Annotated in this window: 16 protein-coding genes; 3 read left to right on the top strand and 13 right to left on the bottom strand. The window is 67.7% G+C overall.

Annotated features, from left to right (window positions below):
• Window positions 1–18: 18 nt before the first annotated feature.
• The 7 genes from DOM67_RS13805 to miaB form a co-directional block, all read right to left on the bottom strand.
• The gene (locus DOM67_RS13805; RefSeq protein ID WP_198651814.1) at window positions 19–1,377 is read right to left on the bottom strand and encodes an MFS transporter; all 1,359 of its coding nucleotides are present in this window, start codon (window positions 1,375–1,377) and stop codon (window positions 19–21) included.
• Window positions 1,378–1,514: 137 nt separating this feature from the next.
• The gene (locus DOM67_RS13800; RefSeq protein WP_110676870.1) at window positions 1,515–2,882 is read right to left on the bottom strand and encodes a VOC family protein; all 1,368 of its coding nucleotides are present in this window, start codon (window positions 2,880–2,882) and stop codon (window positions 1,515–1,517) included.
• Window positions 2,883–3,215: 333 nt separating this feature from the next.
• Window positions 3,216–4,700, bottom strand: coding sequence for an apolipoprotein N-acyltransferase (gene lnt, locus DOM67_RS13795; RefSeq protein WP_110676868.1), 1,485 nt, complete (start codon window positions 4,698–4,700; stop codon window positions 3,216–3,218).
• Window positions 4,701–4,773: 73 nt separating this feature from the next.
• Window positions 4,774–5,667, bottom strand: a complete 894-nt coding sequence (locus tag DOM67_RS13790) for a transporter associated domain-containing protein (protein WP_110676866.1) — start codon at window positions 5,665–5,667, stop codon at window positions 4,774–4,776.
• A gap of 380 nt (window positions 5,668–6,047) precedes the next feature.
• Entirely contained in the window at window positions 6,048–6,518 is a 471-nt protein-coding gene (ybeY, locus tag DOM67_RS13785; protein WP_110676864.1) for an rRNA maturation RNase YbeY, read from the bottom strand.
• The gene (locus DOM67_RS13780; RefSeq protein ID WP_110676961.1) at window positions 6,515–7,519 is read right to left on the bottom strand and encodes a PhoH family protein; all 1,005 of its coding nucleotides are present in this window, start codon (window positions 7,517–7,519) and stop codon (window positions 6,515–6,517) included. The genes ybeY and DOM67_RS13780 overlap by 4 nt, the downstream gene beginning before the upstream one ends.
• Window positions 7,520–7,758: 239 nt before the next feature.
• Entirely contained in the window at window positions 7,759–9,108 is a 1,350-nt protein-coding gene (gene miaB, locus DOM67_RS13775; RefSeq protein WP_110676862.1) for a tRNA (N6-isopentenyl adenosine(37)-C2)-methylthiotransferase MiaB, read from the bottom strand.
• 255 nt (window positions 9,109–9,363) lie between these two features.
• Here miaB and DOM67_RS13770 point away from each other — a divergent pair, with 255 nt between their 5' ends.
• The 3 genes from DOM67_RS13770 (at window position 9,364) to DOM67_RS13760 (ending at window position 11,326) form a co-directional block, all read left to right on the top strand.
• Window positions 9,364–9,693 (top strand): DUF1820 family protein, encoded by a 330-nt coding sequence (locus DOM67_RS13770; protein WP_110676860.1) that lies wholly within the window; start codon window positions 9,364–9,366, stop codon window positions 9,691–9,693.
• A 291-nt stretch (window positions 9,694–9,984) separates the two neighbouring features.
• Window positions 9,985–10,605, top strand: a complete 621-nt coding sequence (locus tag DOM67_RS13765) for a TIGR04211 family SH3 domain-containing protein (protein ID WP_110676858.1) — start codon at window positions 9,985–9,987, stop codon at window positions 10,603–10,605.
• A gap of 85 nt (window positions 10,606–10,690) precedes the next feature.
• Entirely contained in the window at window positions 10,691–11,326 is a 636-nt protein-coding gene (locus DOM67_RS13760; RefSeq protein WP_110676856.1) for a thiopurine S-methyltransferase, read from the top strand.
• 126 nt (window positions 11,327–11,452) lie between these two features.
• On the opposite strand, the gene DOM67_RS13755 is transcribed toward DOM67_RS13760, so the two are convergent.
• The 6 genes from DOM67_RS13755 to DOM67_RS13730 all read right to left on the bottom strand — a co-directional run bounded on the left by DOM67_RS13755 (window position 11,453) and on the right by DOM67_RS13730 (window position 17,223).
• Window positions 11,453–12,046 carry a YajG family lipoprotein gene (locus tag DOM67_RS13755; RefSeq protein WP_110676854.1) on the bottom strand — a complete coding sequence of 198 codons (594 nt, stop codon included), beginning with the start codon at window positions 12,044–12,046 and terminating at the stop codon, window positions 11,453–11,455.
• A 69-nt stretch (window positions 12,047–12,115) separates the two neighbouring features.
• On the bottom strand, window positions 12,116–13,198 hold the full coding sequence (locus DOM67_RS13750; RefSeq protein ID WP_110676852.1) for a TOBE-like domain-containing protein: 1,083 nt from the start codon (window positions 13,196–13,198) through the stop codon (window positions 12,116–12,118).
• On the bottom strand, window positions 13,195–14,022 hold the full coding sequence (cysW, locus tag DOM67_RS13745) for a sulfate ABC transporter permease subunit CysW (protein WP_110676850.1): 828 nt from the start codon (window positions 14,020–14,022) through the stop codon (window positions 13,195–13,197). The genes DOM67_RS13750 and cysW overlap by 4 nt, the downstream gene beginning before the upstream one ends.
• The gene (cysT, locus tag DOM67_RS13740) at window positions 14,022–14,876 is read right to left on the bottom strand and encodes a sulfate/thiosulfate ABC transporter permease CysT (protein WP_110676848.1); all 855 of its coding nucleotides are present in this window, start codon (window positions 14,874–14,876) and stop codon (window positions 14,022–14,024) included. The genes cysW and cysT overlap by 1 nt, the downstream gene beginning before the upstream one ends.
• Complete coding sequence (gene cysP / locus DOM67_RS13735; RefSeq protein ID WP_110676846.1) at window positions 14,873–15,898, bottom strand: thiosulfate ABC transporter substrate-binding protein CysP; 1,026 nt, start codon at window positions 15,896–15,898, stop codon at window positions 14,873–14,875. The genes cysT and cysP overlap by 4 nt, the downstream gene beginning before the upstream one ends.
• 170 nt (window positions 15,899–16,068) lie before the next feature.
• Window positions 16,069–17,223: an MFS transporter gene (locus DOM67_RS13730; RefSeq protein WP_110676844.1), complete on the bottom strand. Its 1,155-nt coding sequence runs from the start codon at window positions 17,221–17,223 to the stop codon at window positions 16,069–16,071.
• Window positions 17,224–17,226 lie beyond the last annotated feature (3 nt).

Genomic DNA, 17,226 nt, shown 5'->3' with positions numbered 1-17,226 from the left:
CTCGCTTCGACGACCACCTCAGCGGGGTAACGGCTGCTCTGTGTCCGGCGCGACCTCGCGCCAGGTCGACTCGTCGGCATCCAGTGCGCGATCCGCCGTCTCCGGCAGGCGCATACCGCCCCACAGTGCCAGCAGCGTGATCGCGATCAGGTAGTAGGCCGGAGCCAGAGGGTGGCCGGTGCTGTCGATCAGCCAGGTCGCGACCAGCGGCGCGGTGCCGCCGAAGATGGTGTAGGAGACGTTGTAGCAGAGCGCGGAGGCGGTGTAGCGCACCCGGGTGGGGAACTGCTCCGACAGCAGCACCGCGGTGACCACGCCGCAGATCACCGCGCCGACGGCCATCAGCGCGGCGCCGATCATCGACGAGAGCCACTCGCCGCTGGCGGCCAGGGTGTAGGCCGGGAACACCGCCGCGATCAGCGCGATGCCGGCGGAGAGAATGGTGCGCCGGCGCCCGACCCTGTCGGCGTAGCGTCCGACCAGTGGGCACAGCGCGGCGGCGAACAGCAGCGCTCCCAGGCTCGCCAGCAGGGCCGTGGTGCGGGTCGCTCCCCCCACTACCTGCATGTAGGTCGTGAAGTAGGTGGTGAACATGTAGAACGACAGCGCCGTCGCCGAGATGAAGGCGCTGAGGCAGACGATGGTGGCACCGTGGGAGCGCAGGGTCTCGCCCAGCGGCGAGTGGGGCACGGCGTGCTGCGCCTTGAGCGCCTGGAAAGCCGGCGACTCGTCGAGTCGCATGCGCATGTAGAGGCCGACCAGCCCCAGCGGCGCCGCGATCAGGAAGGGCACGCGCCAGCCCCAGTCGGTCATGGCCTGCTCCGAGAGCAGCGTACTGATGGCGTAGGTGAGCGCCGCCGCGGTGGCGAAGGCGGCGAAGGTCGAGACCGGCACGAAGCTGCCGTAGCGCGCCTTGCGCCTGCGCGGTGCGTGCTCCATCACGAAGGCGCAGGCGCCGGCGTACTCGCCGCCGGCGGAGAAGCCCTGGATGCAGCGCGCCAGGGCCAGAGCCAGCGGCGCCAGCAGGCCGATGCTCGAGTAGGTCGGCAGCAGGCCGATCAGGGTCGTGGCGCCGGCCATCAGCATCACGGTCATCGCCAGCACCCGCTTGCGGCCGATGCGATCGCCGAGCATGCCGAAGAAGATACCGCCGAGGGGGCGCAGGGCAAAGGAGACCGCAAACACGGCGAAGGTCTGCAGCAGCGCCAGCGACGGGTCGCCGGGCGGGAAGAAGTGATTGGCGATCACCACGGCGAGGAAGCCGTAGACGGCGAAGTCGAACCACTCGACGAAATTGCCGATCGCCGAGGCGGCGATCACCTTGCGCAGCGTCGAGATGTCGACCTCGGCGTCGGGGTGATTGTTGTTGTTGGGCACGTCCGGTCACTCGCAAGCAGAGGGTTAGCCCTCAAGCCTAGAGCCGAACGCCTTGGCTGCGCGCTGCGCCAGCGACGAAGAGTGTTCCCGCTGCGACCTCGGGAAGGGGCGGCTGGCACCCTTGGCGCCGGTCAGGCTCACTGCCCCAGCTGCTGGCGCAGACGCTCGCGGGAGTCCTCCTCCAACCGCGAATAGAGGTCGAACTCGTCGAGCACCGGACGCCCCAGTGCCAGCTCGAAGGCGGCCTGGTTCGACTCGCTGGCATAGGCGGCGTGGCGGGTGTCGCCCAGGTTGGACTGGAAGATCCCGGCGGCACTGACCGGCAGGAAGTCCTCGTAGGTGATCGGCAGTGCCTCGACCCAGTGTCGGGCGATCAGGGCGTCCAGGTCCGCCGGCGGTGTCTCGCCTGCGGCCAGGGCGGCGTGGCCGGTATCGCTCAGTCGATAGCGGAAGTAGGCCAGGCCCTGCTGGCGCAGGCTGTCGAGATCATCGGGGAGATCGGCGAAGACCTCGCCCAGCTGACGCTGGTGGGCCGCGTTGTCGGCGGCTGGCGGCAACTCGCGCGAGCGCGCCAGCAGAGCGTCGTAGCGCTCGCGACCGGCTCGGGTCAGGGCGATGCCGCGCTGCTCGATCTCGCCGAAGCGCGCGGTATGGGTCCCGTCGTCGCGGCCGGCAAAGCGGATCGACTCCTCGAGCGCCTTGAAGCTGGTCTGGCGCAGCAGGATCGGGCAGCGCCGCGGCGGCGGACCCTCGATCACCGCCTTGGGGTCGATGCCGTAGGCGGGCATCGCCGCCTGGGCGGCATCGATATCCAGGGTGCGCGGCGTCAGATGGTTGATGTGCGGGCCACGGAAGCAGACCACGTCGGCCACCAGGCGGTGGGCGTCGTGCAGTGCCTGATAGGTGGCGTGATCCACGGTGGCGTCCTGGTGCCAGCGGAAGGTCTCCAGGATGGCGCCGACGAAGCGTTCGGCCTGGTGGGCATCGAAGCCTCCCTGGCGTTCGCCGAGTTCGAGCAGCTCGCGCGCCTCCTGGGTGAAGATATCGCGCCCGGCGAGGATGGCGGTGGCCTGGCGCCGCAGGTCGTCGTCGCTGATCAGCTCGAGGCGCAGCAGCGAGGTGAAGACGCGGAACGGATTGCGTTTGAGCGCCGCTTCGTCGACCGGGCGGAAGGCGGTGGAGTGCACCGGGACGCCGGCCTGGGAGAGGTCGTAGTAGCCGACCGGCTCCATCCCCATCAGGGCGAAGACCCGGCGCAGCAGCGACAGCTCCTCGGCGGTGCCGACCCGGATGGCGCCGTGGCGCTCGACGTCGAGGCGTTCGAGCTCGCCGCCTGCAGCCAGCGTCTGCGCCAGTTCGGGGTCCGCCGCCAAGGTCTTGGCGTTGATGTCGGCGACCAGCTCGAGCAGGGTGCCGTACTGCGGCACCTCGTGGCGGTACATGTCGGACATCGCCTGCGAAAAGGCGGTGCGAACCTCGTCGGGGGATACCAGGGAAAGCGTCATGATGGGATGGCTCGATACGCGAAGGATGAGTTCAGGTTCCCATCCTTCGCCATCGTGGGCGGGCTGACAAGGGCGTGTGGGCGCGTCGGGCCCAATCGATAAAGCCGGGTCGCATTTGCGGAAATGACGGCGTTGACGCCGCCGCCTCTCTCGACCCGGCTTAGAGCGCCTTCCACAATCGCTAGACGACGTGGGCTTATCCGGGGCAGGGCGTCGCGAGGGCGCTGTGAATCCCTCCCTGGGCGCTACCTTTGCCATCCCTGGCAAAGGACCCTCGCTTTGCCCTGCCCTCCGGCGCCCATCGTCAGAAAGTTTGGAAACACCTCCAAGGTATCAGGCGCGCTGGAAGCGGCGGGTCAGACCCGGCAGCAGCAGCAGCAGCGCAAGCCCCCAGGCCGGCCAGCTGCCGGTGCGGGTGAACGGGGTCAGCCCGGTCATCGGGACCACCTCGCCGACCACGCTGGCGGGGGTGAACTGAGGCGCGCGCTCGCGCAGCCGGCCCTGGTCGTCGATGATCGCGGTGACACCGTTGCTGGTCGCGCGGACCACGTAGCGGCCGTTCTCCAGCGCCCGCAGGCGGGCCATCTGCAGATGTTGCAGCGGGCCGATCGAGTGTCCGAACCAGGTGTCGTTGGAGACCGTGAGCAGCACATTGCTGTCACGGGCGCGCTCGGCGACCAGGTCCGGGTAGACGATCTCGTAGCAGATGGCGCTGCCGATGGCGATGCGGTGGGTCAGGATCGGTGGCTGCGAGTCGGCGCCGGCGCTGAAGCTCGACATCGGCAGGTCGAAGAAGTCGATCACTCCGCGCAGCAGGGAGTCGAGTGGCAGGTACTCGCCGAACGGCACCAGGTGCACCTTGCGGTACTCGCCGCGGGTGGCGCCGACGCCGATGATGGCGTTGTAGTAGTGATCGTCGGCATCGCGCTGGACGATGCCGGTGAGCAGTGCGCTCTGCGCCGGCAGCGTCGCCTGTAGCCGCTCCAGATAGGGCAGCGCCTGCTGCGCCAGCATCGGCAGCGCGGTCTCCGGCCACACGATGACATCGACGTCGTCGGGCAGCTCGCGGGTCATGCGGGTATAGGTGTTGACCGCCTGACGCTGGCCCTCGGCACTCCACTTGCTGAGCTGGGGCAGGTCGCCCTGGAGCAGCGCGAAGCGCAGCGGGTCGGCGGCCTGCTGGGTCCAGTGGGTCGGCAGCGCCAGCGGCAGCAGCCAGAGCACGGCGAGGGGCGCCGCGGCCCACCAGCGGCGGCGGCAGAAGGCCACCAGCAGGGTGCCGGATAGCGCCACGATCAGCGACAGCAGATAGACCCCACCGATCGGCGCCCAGGGGGCCAGCGGCGAATCGACCTGGGCGCTGCCCAGCAGCAGCCAGGGGAAGCCGGTGAAGGCCCAGCTGCGAAAGGCCTCGCCCAGCACCCAGGCACCGGCGAAGCTCAACACGGCCCAGCGCGGCGTGGTGAAGCGGCGGTAGAGGCCGAAGATCAAGGCGTGGAACAGCGCCAGGGTAGCGACGAAGAGTACGGTCAAAAACAGCGCCAGCGGCATGCCGGTGTAACCGTAGTCGTGGATCGAGACGTAGACCCAGGAGGCCCCGCTACCGAACAGCCCGACCCCGAACAGCCAGCCGCGCAGGGTGGCCTGACCCAGAGTGAGGCGGTGCTGATCGAGGGCCACCAGGGCGACGGCGATAGGCCCCAGCCACCATAGATGAAAGGGGGCGAAACTCAGCGTGGCCAGCACCCCGGCGACCAGCGCGGCGAGATAGGCCGGCCACGGGCGGCGGGCGGAAATGAGGGGCAGAGCGGCGGGCATTGGGGGCACTCCTTGCGCAAAGTGCCCCTTATATCAGAGTCGCTCGACGGCGTCGCGGCGGTTGCCGTGCGCGTCAGTCCTCGAGGTGGCGCGCGCGCTCCTGCTCCAGCGTTGCCGGCACCGGGCGCGCCTGCAGCAGCCGGATGCGCCGGTTGTCGGCATTGAGCACGGTGAAGCGCCACTCGCCGAGATCGGTATGCTCGTTGCGTCGCGGCAGGTGGCCGAAGCGCTGCATGATCAGCCCGCCGACGGTGTCGAACTCCTCGTCGGAGAACTCGGTACCGAACTGTTCGTTGAAATCCTCGATCGGGGTGAGCGCACGCACTGCGAAGGTGCCGTCGCCGAGATCGCGGATGTCCTCCTCCTCGTCGGTGTCGTGTTCGTCCTCGATATCGCCGACGATCTGCTCGAGGATATCCTCGATGGTGACGATGCCGGCGGTACCGCCATACTCGTCGACCACGATCGCCATATGGTTATGGGTATCGCGGAACTCCTTGAGCAGGCTGTTGAGACGCTTGGACTCGGGCACGAACATCGCCGGACGCAGCACGTCGCGCAGCGAGAAGGTCTCGCGCTCCTGGCTGTTGCGCTTGAGCAGCGGCAGCAGATCCTTGACCAGCAGGATGCCGAGGACGTCATCCAGATTGTCGTCGATCACCGGATAGCGCGAGTGGGCGGTTTCCAGAATGATCGGCAGGCAATCCTCCGGGCGCTGGTCGACGCACACCGCGGTGACCTGGGAGCGCGGGATCATCACCTCACGCACCTGCTGGTCGCTGATCTGGAAGGCGCCCTCGATGATGGTCAGGGCGTCCTGGTCGAGGTTGAGCTTGGGGCCCGCTTCACGCAGGAAGGTGAGCAGCTCCTCGCGGGAGCTGGGCTCGTCGAAATCGCTCGAGAAGGTACTGATCAGTTTTTCCAGCCAGGATCGACTGCTCTGGCTACTCGATCGGTCTTCGCTCATGAGTGGGAGTCTCTTGTCCTCGGATGCCGTTGGGGCTGGGTACGAAAACGAAAAGCGCTCGCGGACCCAAGTCGGCCCGTGAGCGCGTGTCGGTGATGTTGTCTTGCCGCCACTGGGGCGGTAGCGGAACCTGGGCCGCGTCCCTGCATCCGGGCGCAGCGTGGCGGAGGCTCGTCGGTGGGATCGGCCGGTTGGGACGGGCTTGCGTCGATACGCTCCCAGCAGGGAGCGGCGTACGTCGATGTCGGCATGGGCTCGATGTGGTTGCCTGGACGGTCGATTCGGTCAGCGATCACGTGACGACGGTATGGCCGGCGCCTCGGTAGACGCCGCCTGGCCGCTGTCGCTCCGGTCTTGGCGCGCGCCTGCGAATCGTCTGACTATCTGTCTTCTAAATAGGGGTCGGCAATGCCGAACCCGGCCAGCAGCGTGCGCTCCAACGCCTCCATCTGCTCGGCCTCTGCGTCATCTATATGGTCATAGCCGAGCAAATGCAAGCAACCGTGTATTACCAGATGGGCGTAGTGATCGTGGCAGGACTTGCCCTGTTCGGCGGCTTCGGCGACCACCACGGCATGGCAGATCACCAGGTCGCCGAGCAGCCCCACCTCGATGCCCGGCGGCCCCTCGAAGGGGAACGAGAGCACGTTGGTGGGCTTGTCCTTGCCGCGATAGTCGCGGTTGAGCTGGCGGCTTTCGTCGCGTTCGACGAAGCGCACGGTGAGCTCGCGGCGCGACTCCTCGGCGTGGTCGAGCACCCGCCCGATCCAGGTCTCGAGATCGGCGGCGCTGGGCAGCTCGGCGGTGGCCGCGTCGGCCACCGCGACCTGACGGTCGATCTCGAGGCTCACGAGGCGCCACCGTCACGCGCGGCGCTGGCCTCCAGGCGCGCCTGACGCCGCTCTTCGCGACGCTTGCGATCGGCGGCCTCCTCGCTGGCTTCGTGGAGGTCGTAGGCCTCGATGATGCGCTGCACCAGCGGGTGGCGTACCACGTCCTTGGGGGCGAACTGGGTAATGCCGATACCGGCGGTGTCGCGCAGTACCTCCAGCACATGGATCAGGCCGGAGCTCGACCCCCGCGGCAGGTCGACCTGGCTGGCGTCGCCGGTGATCACTGCGGTGGAGCCGAAGCCGATACGCGTCAGGAACATCTTCATCTGCTCGCGCGTGGTGTTCTGGCTCTCGTCGAGGATGATGAAGGCGTTGTTGAGCGTGCGCCCGCGCATGTAGGCGAGCGGGGCGATCTCGATGATCTGGCGCTCGATCAGTTTGTTGACCTGTTCGAAGCCGAGCATCTCATAGAGCGCATCGTAGAGCGGGCGCAGATAGGGATCGATCTTCTGCGCCAGATCACCGGGCAGGAAACCGAGCTTCTCACCCGCCTCGACCGCCGGACGCACCAGCAGGATGCGCCGGACTTCCTGGCGATTGAGCGCCTCGACCGCCGCGGCCACCGCCAGATAGGTCTTGCCGGTGCCCGCCGGGCCGATGCCGAAGTTGATGTCGTGGCGGCGAATGCTGGCGACATAGCCCTGCTGGTTGAAGCCGCGGGGCTTGATCAGCGCCCGCGGCGTGCGGATCAGAATGCCGCCTTCCTCGAGATCGCCGCTCTCCTCCTCGAGCGCCTCGACCCCTGACTCCTGCAGATAGAGGTGGACGGTGTCGGGGAGCAGCTCTTCGGCCTCGGTCTCGCGGTAGAGGTGTTCGAGCACGTTGGCGGCGGCCTTGACGCTGGCGTCGGGGCCGGCGAGCTGGAAGGTGTTGCCGCGATTGCGCAGCGTCACCCCGAGGCGCGTTTCGATCAGCTTCAGATGTTCGTCGCGCTGCCCGCACAGACTGGCGAGGCGCATGGGATCGTTGGGTTCGAGCGTCAGTGACACGACGCGCTGGGCGGACTGTTGGTCTTGAGTCAACGCAGAAGGATCCGTCGATGGTGTGAAGTGGAGGCTGTCAGCTTACTGCGACGCTTCCCGCGGGGGCAATGCTCCAGGATAACCAATCGCCCGCATCCGCGGAGCGCAGCCCCCGCGGCCGGCAGTGGCCCACGCGGCTCGGGATGAGCCGCGCATGGCCGCGGTGGCGGGGTGGCTCAATGGCGAACGTCGGAGACCAGCTCGCCGCGCAGCGAGTTGGGCAGCGCCTCGGTGATCGAGACGTCGACGAAGTGGCCGATCAGGCGGGTCGGGTCGTCGGCGCGGAAGTTGACCACACGGTTGTTCTCGGTGCGCCCGGAGAGCTGGCCCGGGTCCTTGGGCGAGAAGCCGGTGACCAGGATGCGCTCGACGTTGCCGACCATGCGTCGGCTGATCTGCTGGGTCTGCTGATTGAGCCGCGTCTGCAGCAGCGCCAGACGCTGCTTCTTGGTCTCTTCCGGCGTGTCGTCGGGCAGCGAAGAGGCCGGAGTGCCCGGGCGCTTGGAGTAGATGAAGCTGAACGAGGCGTCGAAGCCGATACGCTGGATCAGATCCATCGTCTGGGCGAAATCCTCGTCGGTCTCGCCGGGGAAGCCGATGATGAAGTCCGAGGAGAAGCTGATGTCCGGACGCAGGGCGCGGATGCGTTCGAGCTTGTCGATGTACATGTCGCGGCCATGGCCGCGCTTCATCGCCGCCAGAATGCGATCGGAGCCCGACTGCACCGGCAGGTGCAGGTGGCTGACCAGCTCGGGGATCTCGGCGTAGGCTTCGATCAGGCTGTCGGAGAACTCCACCGGATGCGAGGTGGTGAAGCGGATACGGTCGATGCCGTCCACGGCGGCCACGCAGGCGATCAATTCGGCCAGGTCGATCTCGTCGCCCTCGGCGTCGCGGCCGCGGTAGGCGTTGACGTTCTGCCCCAGCAGGTTGATCTCGCGCACGCCCTGTTCGGCCAGGTGCACGACCTCTTCCATCACCGACTCGAACGGACGCGAGACCTCCTCGCCGCGGGTGTAGGGCACCACGCAGAAGGTGCAGTATTTCGAACACCCCTCCATCACCGAGACGAAGGCGGTGGCGCCGTCGGACTTGGGCTTGGGCAGGTGGTCGAACTTCTCGATCTCCGGGAAGGTGACATCCACCGTCTGGATCGGCGTTGCGCTCTTGCTGCGGGCATCGAGCATGGTCGGCAGCCGGTGCAGGGTCTGCGGGCCGAACACCATGTCGACGTGCGGCGCGCGCTTGCGGATGTTCTCGCCTTCCTGGCTGGCCACGCAGCCACCCACGCCGATCACCAGGTCGGGCTTGGCGGCCTTCAGCTTCTTCCAGCGGCCGAGCTGATGGAACACCTTCTCCTGCGCCTTCTCGCGGATCGAGCAGGTGTTGAGCAGGATGACGTCCGCTTCGCGCTCGTCGTCGGTCATCTCGAGGCGGTGGGACTCACCGAGCAAATCCGCCATGCGGGCGGAGTCATACTCGTTCATCTGGCAGCCGTGCGTCTTGATGAAGAGCTTCTTCGTCATGGGTTGCGTTGCGGCCATGCGCGCGTCACCGGTACTCGTGGGGAAAGATAAAAGAGCGTTTCGCGCGGCGGAGTGTCGCCGTCGAGCGAGGTCGCTATCGTCGCGAACGCGGCATTATACGGCTGCCGGCGGCTGGCGGCCAACCCGTGGCGCTCGCAAGCCCATCCGGCTGTGATACCCTTGCGCCTATTTGCGACCCGGTCTGTGCTGATGGTGATGGCGCCGGGCGCCGTGATGTCGGAGAGTCTTGCGTCTATGTCGTTCAAGCCGGTCTATCGGGTGGTCTTCCACAATCAGGGGGAGGTGTGGGAACTCTACGCCCGCGAGATCTTTCAGAGTGACCTGTGGGGATTCATCGAAGTCGAGGCGTTCGTCTTCGAGGATCAGAGCAAGGTCGTTGTCGATCCCAGCGCCGAGAAGCTGCGGCGCACCTTCGACGGCGTCAGCCGCAGTTACATCCCCTACAGCGCGATCGTGCGCATCGATGAGGTCGAGCGTGGCGGGGCGGCCAAGGCGGTCAAGGCCGAGGGCAATGTCGCCGAATTTCCGCGTCCGATGGCGTGGCCGCCGCGCGACGATAGCTGAGGTCGAGCTTGGTGCAGGCGTCGGCATTGATCAGAAATTCACCAATCTGTCGCCAGCGCCGAGATGACCGGAGTATGACGACGACATGAAACCAGTTGTCCCAAACGTTATCCACAGAAAGTGTGGATGTCTCCCCGGGAGGCGTGCGGGACGGCAGTCCAGCAACCGGACAACCGCTGTGGGCGCCCGCCGCCCGCGGCCCAACGAAGCCTCTGCAGGACGCGGAGGCCGCTCATCGTCGCGTGGAACGAAGCCGAACCGTTATCCATTAGCCACTAAGATCACGACGACATGTTGAAAATGCGAAATGTTGCGATGGGCTGCGCCGTGGGCGCGGCGCTTTTGTTCTCCGCCGGTGTCTCGGCGCAGACCGACCACTGGGTCAGCGACAAGCTGCCCACCTTCGTGCGCAGTGGCCCTACCGACGGCTACCGTATCGTCGGCACCCTCGACAGTGGCGATCCGGTCACGGTGTTGCAGACCCAGGGCGACTACACCCAGGTGCGTGGCCCCGATGGTGACGAGGTGTGGATCCAGTCGCGCTTCGTGCAGGACACGCCGAGCGCTCAGCAGCAGTTGCCGGCCCTGCGTGACAAGGTCGCCAGCTTGACCAAGCGCCTCGACGGTATCGACGGTGAGTGGAACCAGCGCGTGGCGGATCTGCGCAGCGAACTCGCCAGCCGCCAGCAGCAGGTCGACAAACTGCAGGCGAGCAACAACCAGCTCAGTCAGGCCTACTCCCAGGCGGAGACCAAGATGCGCGAGATGCAGGCGCGTCTGGACACCCAGGAGGAGGATCTGCTGATGCGCTACTTCATGTACGGCGGCGGGGTCGCCGGGGCGGGTCTGATCCTGGGCTTGATCGTGCCGCATCTGCCGCGCCGCCGGCGCAAGCGCGACCGCTGGTTCTAAGGTCGCCTGTCAGGCGTCGCCGGGGCCTCGGGCCAGGCGGTGATGCGGCCTCGGGCCAGGTGGTGAAGAGAGAGGGCGAGGGCGGATGCAGATCGATTGGCTGAGACGCTGGCGCGAGGGGCGTATCGGGTTTCATCGTGATGCCCCTCACGCTGCCCTGGTAGACCACTGGCCGCGGTTGGGGCTGGCCGCCGGCGCCAAGGTGCTGGTGCCGCTGTGTGGCAAGAGCCACGACATGCGCTGGCTGGCGGCGCAGGCGTATCCGGTGCTGGGGGTGGAACTATCGCCGCTGGCGGTGGATCAGTTCATCGGCGAGGGGGCGCTGCCGGCGCTGCGCTACGCCCAGGCCGGTTTCTCCTGCGTGCGTCAGGGGCGGATCGAGCTGTGGTGCGGTGACTTCTTCCGCTTTCACGTCGAGCAGGCGGCCGAACTCGCGGCTTTCTACGACCGCGCCGCATTGATCGCGCTGCCGCGTGCCTCGCGGCAGCGCTACGCCCACCATCTGGCTCAGCTATTCCTGCCGGGCACCCAGGGGCTGCTGGTCACCCTGACCCATGCCAATGGCGAGCGGGGGCCGCCCTACAGCGTCGACGCCGAAGAGGTCGAGCGCCTGCTGGGTCCTAACTTCGCGCTGCAGCGACTGGCTGGCCCGGGTGAGCCGGACGCCAAGGGGGCCTGCGAGACGGTATGGCATCTGATGCGACGTGGGCCCTGCGGCTGAGGGACGGCTCCCCGACGACCCTGCTGCAAACGACGACGCCCGCGGCCTTCCGGCTGCGGGCGTCGTCGTTTGCGGGTGCCCGATGTTTGCGCGTGCCCAATTTAGGGCGTTCACAATGTAGGGCGTTCAGCGCGCCAGCAGGTTGGCCAGCTGCTGGTCGCGGAAGGTGCGGTCCAGGGCGCTGCTGAGCAGCTCGCTGACCATCCGGTTGTTGGTGTCCCAGTCGGGCTTGAAGGCGTAGCTCTGCTTGCGCTTGGCGGTATAGCGGCCGGTATAGGTGTTGCTGCCGTTCTCCACCTTGGCGGTGATGATCGCCTGCAGCTGGGAGGCGCCGAGCAGCGGCTCGTCGGCGCTGCCGCGGGCGTAGTCGAGTTCCGACAGGGTCAGGGTCAGCGAGGGGCCGCCGCTCTCCTGGGTGGTGGGATTGAAGCCCATGCTACGCAGCGCGTTCTCGGCCTGTGCCTGCAGCTTGGGGATCACATCGTGGGCTTCGACGGTGATGGTCGAGGTGGCTGAGGCGGTGCCGGAGCGGGTGCCGATGACGTTGTCGTCACGCCCGTCGACCACGTTCAGGGTCACCGTCTGGCCGCTGCCGGTGTGCGGAAAGCCGCCGCTCACCTTCGGCTGTACGGAGAGAATCTGTGGGCTCTGGGCGCAGGCGGCGAGCAGGCCGAGCACCCCAAGAATCGCCACGCACTTGAGCGCAAACCACTGACGCATAACTACCTCTCGAATCTGCGGGGAAGGACCCGCCCAGTATAGACGGCTTGCGCGGGCGCTCGTAGCGCTTCAGCCGACCGGCAGCGCGACATTCTGCGCACCGGCGGCATCGAAGCCGTGCAGCCGGCTGGGCAGGGCGAACAGCCGCCGCCCGCGGGTGATGCCCAGGCGCTCGAACTCGGCGTGGCTGACGCTGGCCAGCCACGGCTCCTCGAGCCAGTCGGCCTCGAGTTCGAGGCGCACTTCGGCCCCTACCGGGACGATCGCCGCCACGGTGATCGGCAGGTGCGCCGCGGGGATCGCATGCTCGGCCAGATGCACCTCGTGGGGGCGCAGCAGCAGCTCACGGCGGCCCGGCTCGACCCCCGGCACGCTGACGCTGGCATTGCCGCAGGTCAGGCGGCCGTTGGCGACGTCGCCCTCCAGCCGGTTGACCTCGCCGAGGAACTCGAACACGAAGCGGTTGGCCGGCTCGCGGTAGAGGGTATCCGGGGTGGCGATCTGTTCGACCCGGCCGTTGCTCATCACCACCACGCGGTCGGAGAGCTCCAGCGCCTCCTCCTGGTCGTGGGTGACGAACAGGCTGGTGAAGCCGAGCTCCTCGTGGAGGTGGCGCAGCCAGCGGCGCAGCTCCTGTCGCACCTTGGCGTCGAGCGCGCCGAACGGCTCGTCGAGCAGCAGCACGTCGGGCTTGAGCGCCAGGGCCCGGGCTAGCGCCACGCGCTGCTGCTGGCCGCCGGAGAGCTGGGCCGGGAAGCGCTCGGCGAAAGCGCTCAGGCGCACCATCTCCAGCAGCTGCATGACGCGGGTACGGATATCGCTGTTCGAAGGGCGCTGGCGCCGCGGCAGCGCGCGCAGGCCGAAGGCGACGTTCTCGAACACGCTCATGTGGCGGAACAGGGCGTAGTGCTGGAAGACGAAGCCGATCCGGCGCTCGCGCACGTGCACCTGGGTGACCTCGCGCTCGCCGAAGTGGATCGTGCCCCCATCAGCCTGCTCGAGACCGGCGACGATGCGTAGCAGCGTCGTCTTGCCCGAACCCGAGGGGCCTAGCAGACCGATCAGCTCGCCATCGCGGATGTCGAGGTCGATCGGCTCCAGCGCGCGGGTGGCGCCGTAGGTCTTGTCGATCTGCGAGATACGGATGCTCATGCGAGGCTCTCCCGGCGCGCGGCGCGCCATTCGAGTGCCGCCTTGGCGGCCAGGGTCAGCAGCGCCAGCAGGGCCAGCAGCGAAGCGCTGGTGAAGGCACCGACGGTATTATAGTCCTGATACAGCTGTTCGACCTGCAGCGGCAGGGTGTTGGTCTGTCCACGGATCGCCCCGGCGACCACCGAGACAGCGCCGAACTCGCCCACTGCACGGGCATTGGTGAGGATCACGCCGTAGAGCAGGGCGTGACGGATCTTGGGCAGCGTGACGCGGCGGAAGATCGTCCAGCCGGAGGCGCCCAGGGTCACCGCGGCTTCCTCCTCGCGGGCGCCCTGGGCCTGCATCAACGGGATCAGCTCGCGGGCGACGAAGGGGCAGGTGACGAAGATCGTCACCAGCACGATGCCCGGCCAGGCGAACATGATCTGGATATCGTAGCCGTCGAGCCAGCCCCCGAGCCAGCCGTTGCGACCGTAGAGCAGCAGATAGACCAGCCCGGCGACCACCGGCGAGACCGCGAAGGGGATGTCGATCAGCGTCTGCAGCAGGCGCCGTCCGGGGAAGTTGAAGCGGGTCACCAGCCATGCCAGGAAGATCCCGAACACCAGGTTGATCGGCACCGTCAGCAGCGTCACCAGCAGGGTCAGTCCGATCGCCGCCAGGGTGTAGCGGTCGCTCAGGTTCTGCCAGTAGAGATCGATGCCACCCATCAGCGCCTGGGCGAAGATCGCCACCAGCGGCAGCAGCAGGAACAGCGCGGTCAGCACCAGCGCCACGCCGATCAGCAGCCGGCGCACGCCGGGGGCATCACCGATACGGATCATCAGGCTCCCCCTCCATGCAGGCGGCGAGTGAAGCGCCCCTGCCACAGATTGATCACCAGCAGCAGCGCCAGCGAGGTCGCCAGCACGATCGAGGCCACCGCGGCGGCGCCGGCATAGTCGTACTCCTGCAGCTTGACGAAGATCATCAGCGAGGTGATCTCGGTTTCGAATGGCTTGCCGCCGGCGATGAAGATCACCGCGCCGAACTCGCCTAGCGAGCGCACGAAGGCGAGCCCGGTGCCGGTGACCAGTGCCGGCCAGAGGTGGGGCAGGATCACCCGACGGAAGGCGTGGCCATCGCGGGCACCCAGGGTCACCGCGGCCTCGTCGACCTCGCTCGGCAGATCCTCGAGGATCGGCTGCACCGTGCGCACCACGAACGGGATGCTGGTGAAGGCCATGGCCAGGGCGATGCCCACCCAGGTATAGGCGATCGGCAGGCCCAGCGTCTCCAGCCAGCGCCCGACCCAGCCCTGGCTCGAGTAGAGCGTTGCCAGGGTGACCCCGGCGACCGCGGTGGGCAGTGCGAAGGGGAGATCCATCAGCGCATCCACCATGCGCTTGCCGGGGAACTCGTAGCGTACCAGCACCCAGGCCATCAGCAGCCCGAAGGCAGCGTTGAACAGCGCCGCTACGGCCGCGGCGAGCAGCGTCACCCGGTAGCTGGCGAGGATGCGCGGGTCGCTGATCAGAAACCAGTACTGCGACAGGCTGAGCTGCGACAGCTGCCCCACCAGGCTGGTCAGGGGCAGCAGCAGGATCAGCGAGACGAACGTCAGCGTCACGCCCAGCGATAGCCCGAAGCCCGGCAGGACACGGCGGCTGGCCCGCCGACGCAGGGTCGCGGCGATCATCGGCGCTGCAGCTGGTCCAGTTCGCCGCCGCTGGCGAAATGGGTCTTCATCGCCTCGGGCCAGCTGCCGAAGACGTCTTCGACGCGCAGAAGCTCGGTCTGCGGGAAGCGGTCGCTGAACTCCGCTGCCACCGCCTCGTCGTTGACCCGGTAGTTGAAACCGGCGAGCAGGCGCTGGGCCTCTTCGGTGTAGAGGTAGTCCAGGTAGCCCTTGGCCAGATCCAGGTTGCCGTTGCGCTCGGCGTACTCCTCGACCACGGCCACCGGGAACTCGGCGAGGATGCTCACCGGCGGCACCACCACCTCGTAGCCATCCTGGCCATACTCGCTGCGGATGTTGTTGACCTCGGACTCGAAGGTGATCAGCACATCGCCGATGCCACGCTCGACGAAGGTGGTGGTGGCGCCGCGGCCACCGGTGTCGAACACCTCGACGTTACCCAGGAAGCGCTTCATGTAGGCTTCGATCTTGGCCTTGTCGCCGTCGAAGGCCTGATCGGCGTAAGCCCAGGCGGCCAGGTAGGTGTAGCGGCCGTTGCCCGAGGTCTTGGGGTTGGGGAACACCAGCTCGACGTCGTCGCGCGCCAGGTCGTCCCAGTTCTCGATCTGCTTGGGGTTGCCCTTGCGTACCAGGAAGGCGGTGGTCGAGTAGTAGGGCGAGGCGTGGTTGGGGTACTGCGCCTGCCAATCCTTGGCCACCAGCCCGGCATCGGCGAGCACGTTGACGTCGGTGACCTGGTTGAAGGTCACCACGTCGGCGCGCAGGCCCTGCATGATCGAGCGTGCCTGGGTCGAGGAGCCGCCGTGGGACTGTTTCACGCTCACCTGCTCGTCGTGCTGCTGCTGCCACCAGTCGACGAACTTGGGGTTGACCGCGGCGAACAGCTCGCGGGCGATATCGTAGGAGGCGTTGAGCAGCTCGCGCGGCTGATCGGCCTGTGCCGGGCCAATGCTGCCCAGAGCGAGGGCCAGACCCAGGGTGGAGGCGGCGAACCAGCGGCGAGACGAGGCGAGTCGGAGCATGTGGGTTCCCTGAATGGTGATGGCTTGTGGCGCACGCGGCGCTCTTATCGTGTGTGGCTAGCGGAGCAGGCTAAATAAACCCATATGGAATTACAATATGACTATCTATGTCATTTGGGTATAACGATGCGCATGCCTTCTATAAGCGATGCAGCGGGCGTCGAGGACGCTCAGCGGGGGCGACCCAGTGCCAGGAGGCCGAGCAGGGGGCCGGGCAGCAGCAGCCAGGCCAGCGACTGGCCGAGCAGGGGCAGCCACGGCAGCAGCAGGCCGATCGATAGCGCCGAAATGGCGAAGCCAATGGCGTTCTGCAGGGTCAGCGCGCTGCCCACCAGCGAGGCGGGGCAGGCGCGCGCCGAGAGCGCCGAGAAGTGCGGCGAGTCGATCACTGCCAGCAGGCTCCAGCTACCGAGCAGGGCGATCAGCGCCGCGGTGGGCAGGATCCCGGCGGTGAGGGCGTAGAGCGCCGCGCAGAGCGCCGAGCCGGCCAGGCCCCAGCGCGCCACCGCCAGGCTGCCATGGCGCTGGCTCAGCCAGCCGCCGAGCCAGCAACCGGGGGCGCCTACCGCGATCAGGGTGAAGCTCGAGAGTGCCACGCCGGTCGCGGAGAGCCCGGGCAGGGCATGTCGGAGTAGCAGCGGCAGCAGCGCCCACAGCGTGTAGAGCTCCCACATATGGCCGAAATAGGCGCAGGCGGCGCGGCGGAACTCAGCGAGACGAAAGGCCGCCAACCCACCTAGCCGCGGGCGCGATGGGTGCGGGTCAGAGCGGGGCGCTTCCCCCAGCCAGGCCACGCCGGCGGCGCCGATCAGCGCCAGCAGCGAGGCCAGCCAGAGCGTCAGCTGCCAGCCGCCGCGCAGCTCCAGGGCCGCCAGCAGGTGCGGCATCGCGGTGCCCAGCACCAGCATGCCGACCAGCCATGCCAGCGCCGCACCGGTTCGGGTGGGTGCCCAGCCCACCATCAGCTTCATCCCCACCGGGTAGATACCGGCCAGCGCCATGCCGGTGATCAGGCGCAGCGCCACCGCCGGGCCCAGACCGCCGGCATAGGCGAGCGCTGCATTGCTGGCGGCACCGATCACCCCGCAAAAGGCGAATACCCGACTGGCATCGTGGCGATCGGCGAGCCCGCTGAGCCCGATCCCCAGGGTGCCGAGCAGAAAGCCCACCTGTACTGCGCCGGTGAGCCAGGCCAGGTCGTCGGCATCCAGCGCCCACGCCTGGCGCAGCTCGGCGAGCACCGCGTTGGGGGTGAACCAGAGCGTGGTGCCGAACCACTCGGCCAGCGCGATCACCACGATCGGCAGCCACGGCCTGCGTGACATCAG

This window comes from Salinicola sp. RZ23 (assembly GCF_003206675.1).
In the GTDB taxonomy this organism is placed as follows: Bacteria; Pseudomonadota; Gammaproteobacteria; order Pseudomonadales; family Halomonadaceae; genus Salinicola; species Salinicola endophyticus.
This window is presented reverse-complemented; position numbering and strand designations above follow the sequence as displayed.

Excerpts from the sequence above, each read along its gene's own strand:
- DOM67_RS13800 (WP_110676870.1), bottom strand. The coding sequence starts at position 2,882 with ATGACGCTTTCCCTGGTATCCCCCGACGAGGTTCGCACCGCCTTTTCG.
- lnt (WP_110676868.1), bottom strand. The coding sequence starts at position 4,700 with ATGCCCGCCGCTCTGCCCCTCATTTCCGCCCGCCGCCCGTGGCCGGCC.
- DOM67_RS13790 (WP_110676866.1), bottom strand. The coding sequence starts at position 5,667 with ATGAGCGAAGACCGATCGAGTAGCCAGAGCAGTCGATCCTGGCTGGAA.
- DOM67_RS13780 (WP_110676961.1), bottom strand. The coding sequence starts at position 7,519 with ATGCGCCTCGCCAGTCTGTGCGGGCAGCGCGACGAACATCTGAAGCTG.
- miaB (WP_110676862.1), bottom strand. The coding sequence starts at position 9,108 with ATGACGAAGAAGCTCTTCATCAAGACGCACGGCTGCCAGATGAACGAG.
- DOM67_RS13770 (WP_110676860.1), top strand. The coding sequence starts at position 9,364 with ATGTCGTTCAAGCCGGTCTATCGGGTGGTCTTCCACAATCAGGGGGAG.
- DOM67_RS13765 (WP_110676858.1), top strand. The coding sequence starts at position 9,985 with ATGTTGAAAATGCGAAATGTTGCGATGGGCTGCGCCGTGGGCGCGGCG.
- DOM67_RS13760 (WP_110676856.1), top strand. The coding sequence starts at position 10,691 with ATGCAGATCGATTGGCTGAGACGCTGGCGCGAGGGGCGTATCGGGTTT.
- DOM67_RS13755 (WP_110676854.1), bottom strand. The coding sequence starts at position 12,046 with ATGCGTCAGTGGTTTGCGCTCAAGTGCGTGGCGATTCTTGGGGTGCTC.
- DOM67_RS13750 (WP_110676852.1), bottom strand. The coding sequence starts at position 13,198 with ATGAGCATCCGTATCTCGCAGATCGACAAGACCTACGGCGCCACCCGC.
- cysW (WP_110676850.1), bottom strand. The coding sequence starts at position 14,022 with ATGATCCGTATCGGTGATGCCCCCGGCGTGCGCCGGCTGCTGATCGGC.
- cysT (WP_110676848.1), bottom strand. The coding sequence starts at position 14,876 with ATGATCGCCGCGACCCTGCGTCGGCGGGCCAGCCGCCGTGTCCTGCCG.
- cysP (WP_110676846.1), bottom strand. The coding sequence starts at position 15,898 with ATGCTCCGACTCGCCTCGTCTCGCCGCTGGTTCGCCGCCTCCACCCTG.
- DOM67_RS13730 (WP_110676844.1), bottom strand. The coding sequence starts at position 17,223 with ATGTCACGCAGGCCGTGGCTGCCGATCGTGGTGATCGCGCTGGCCGAG.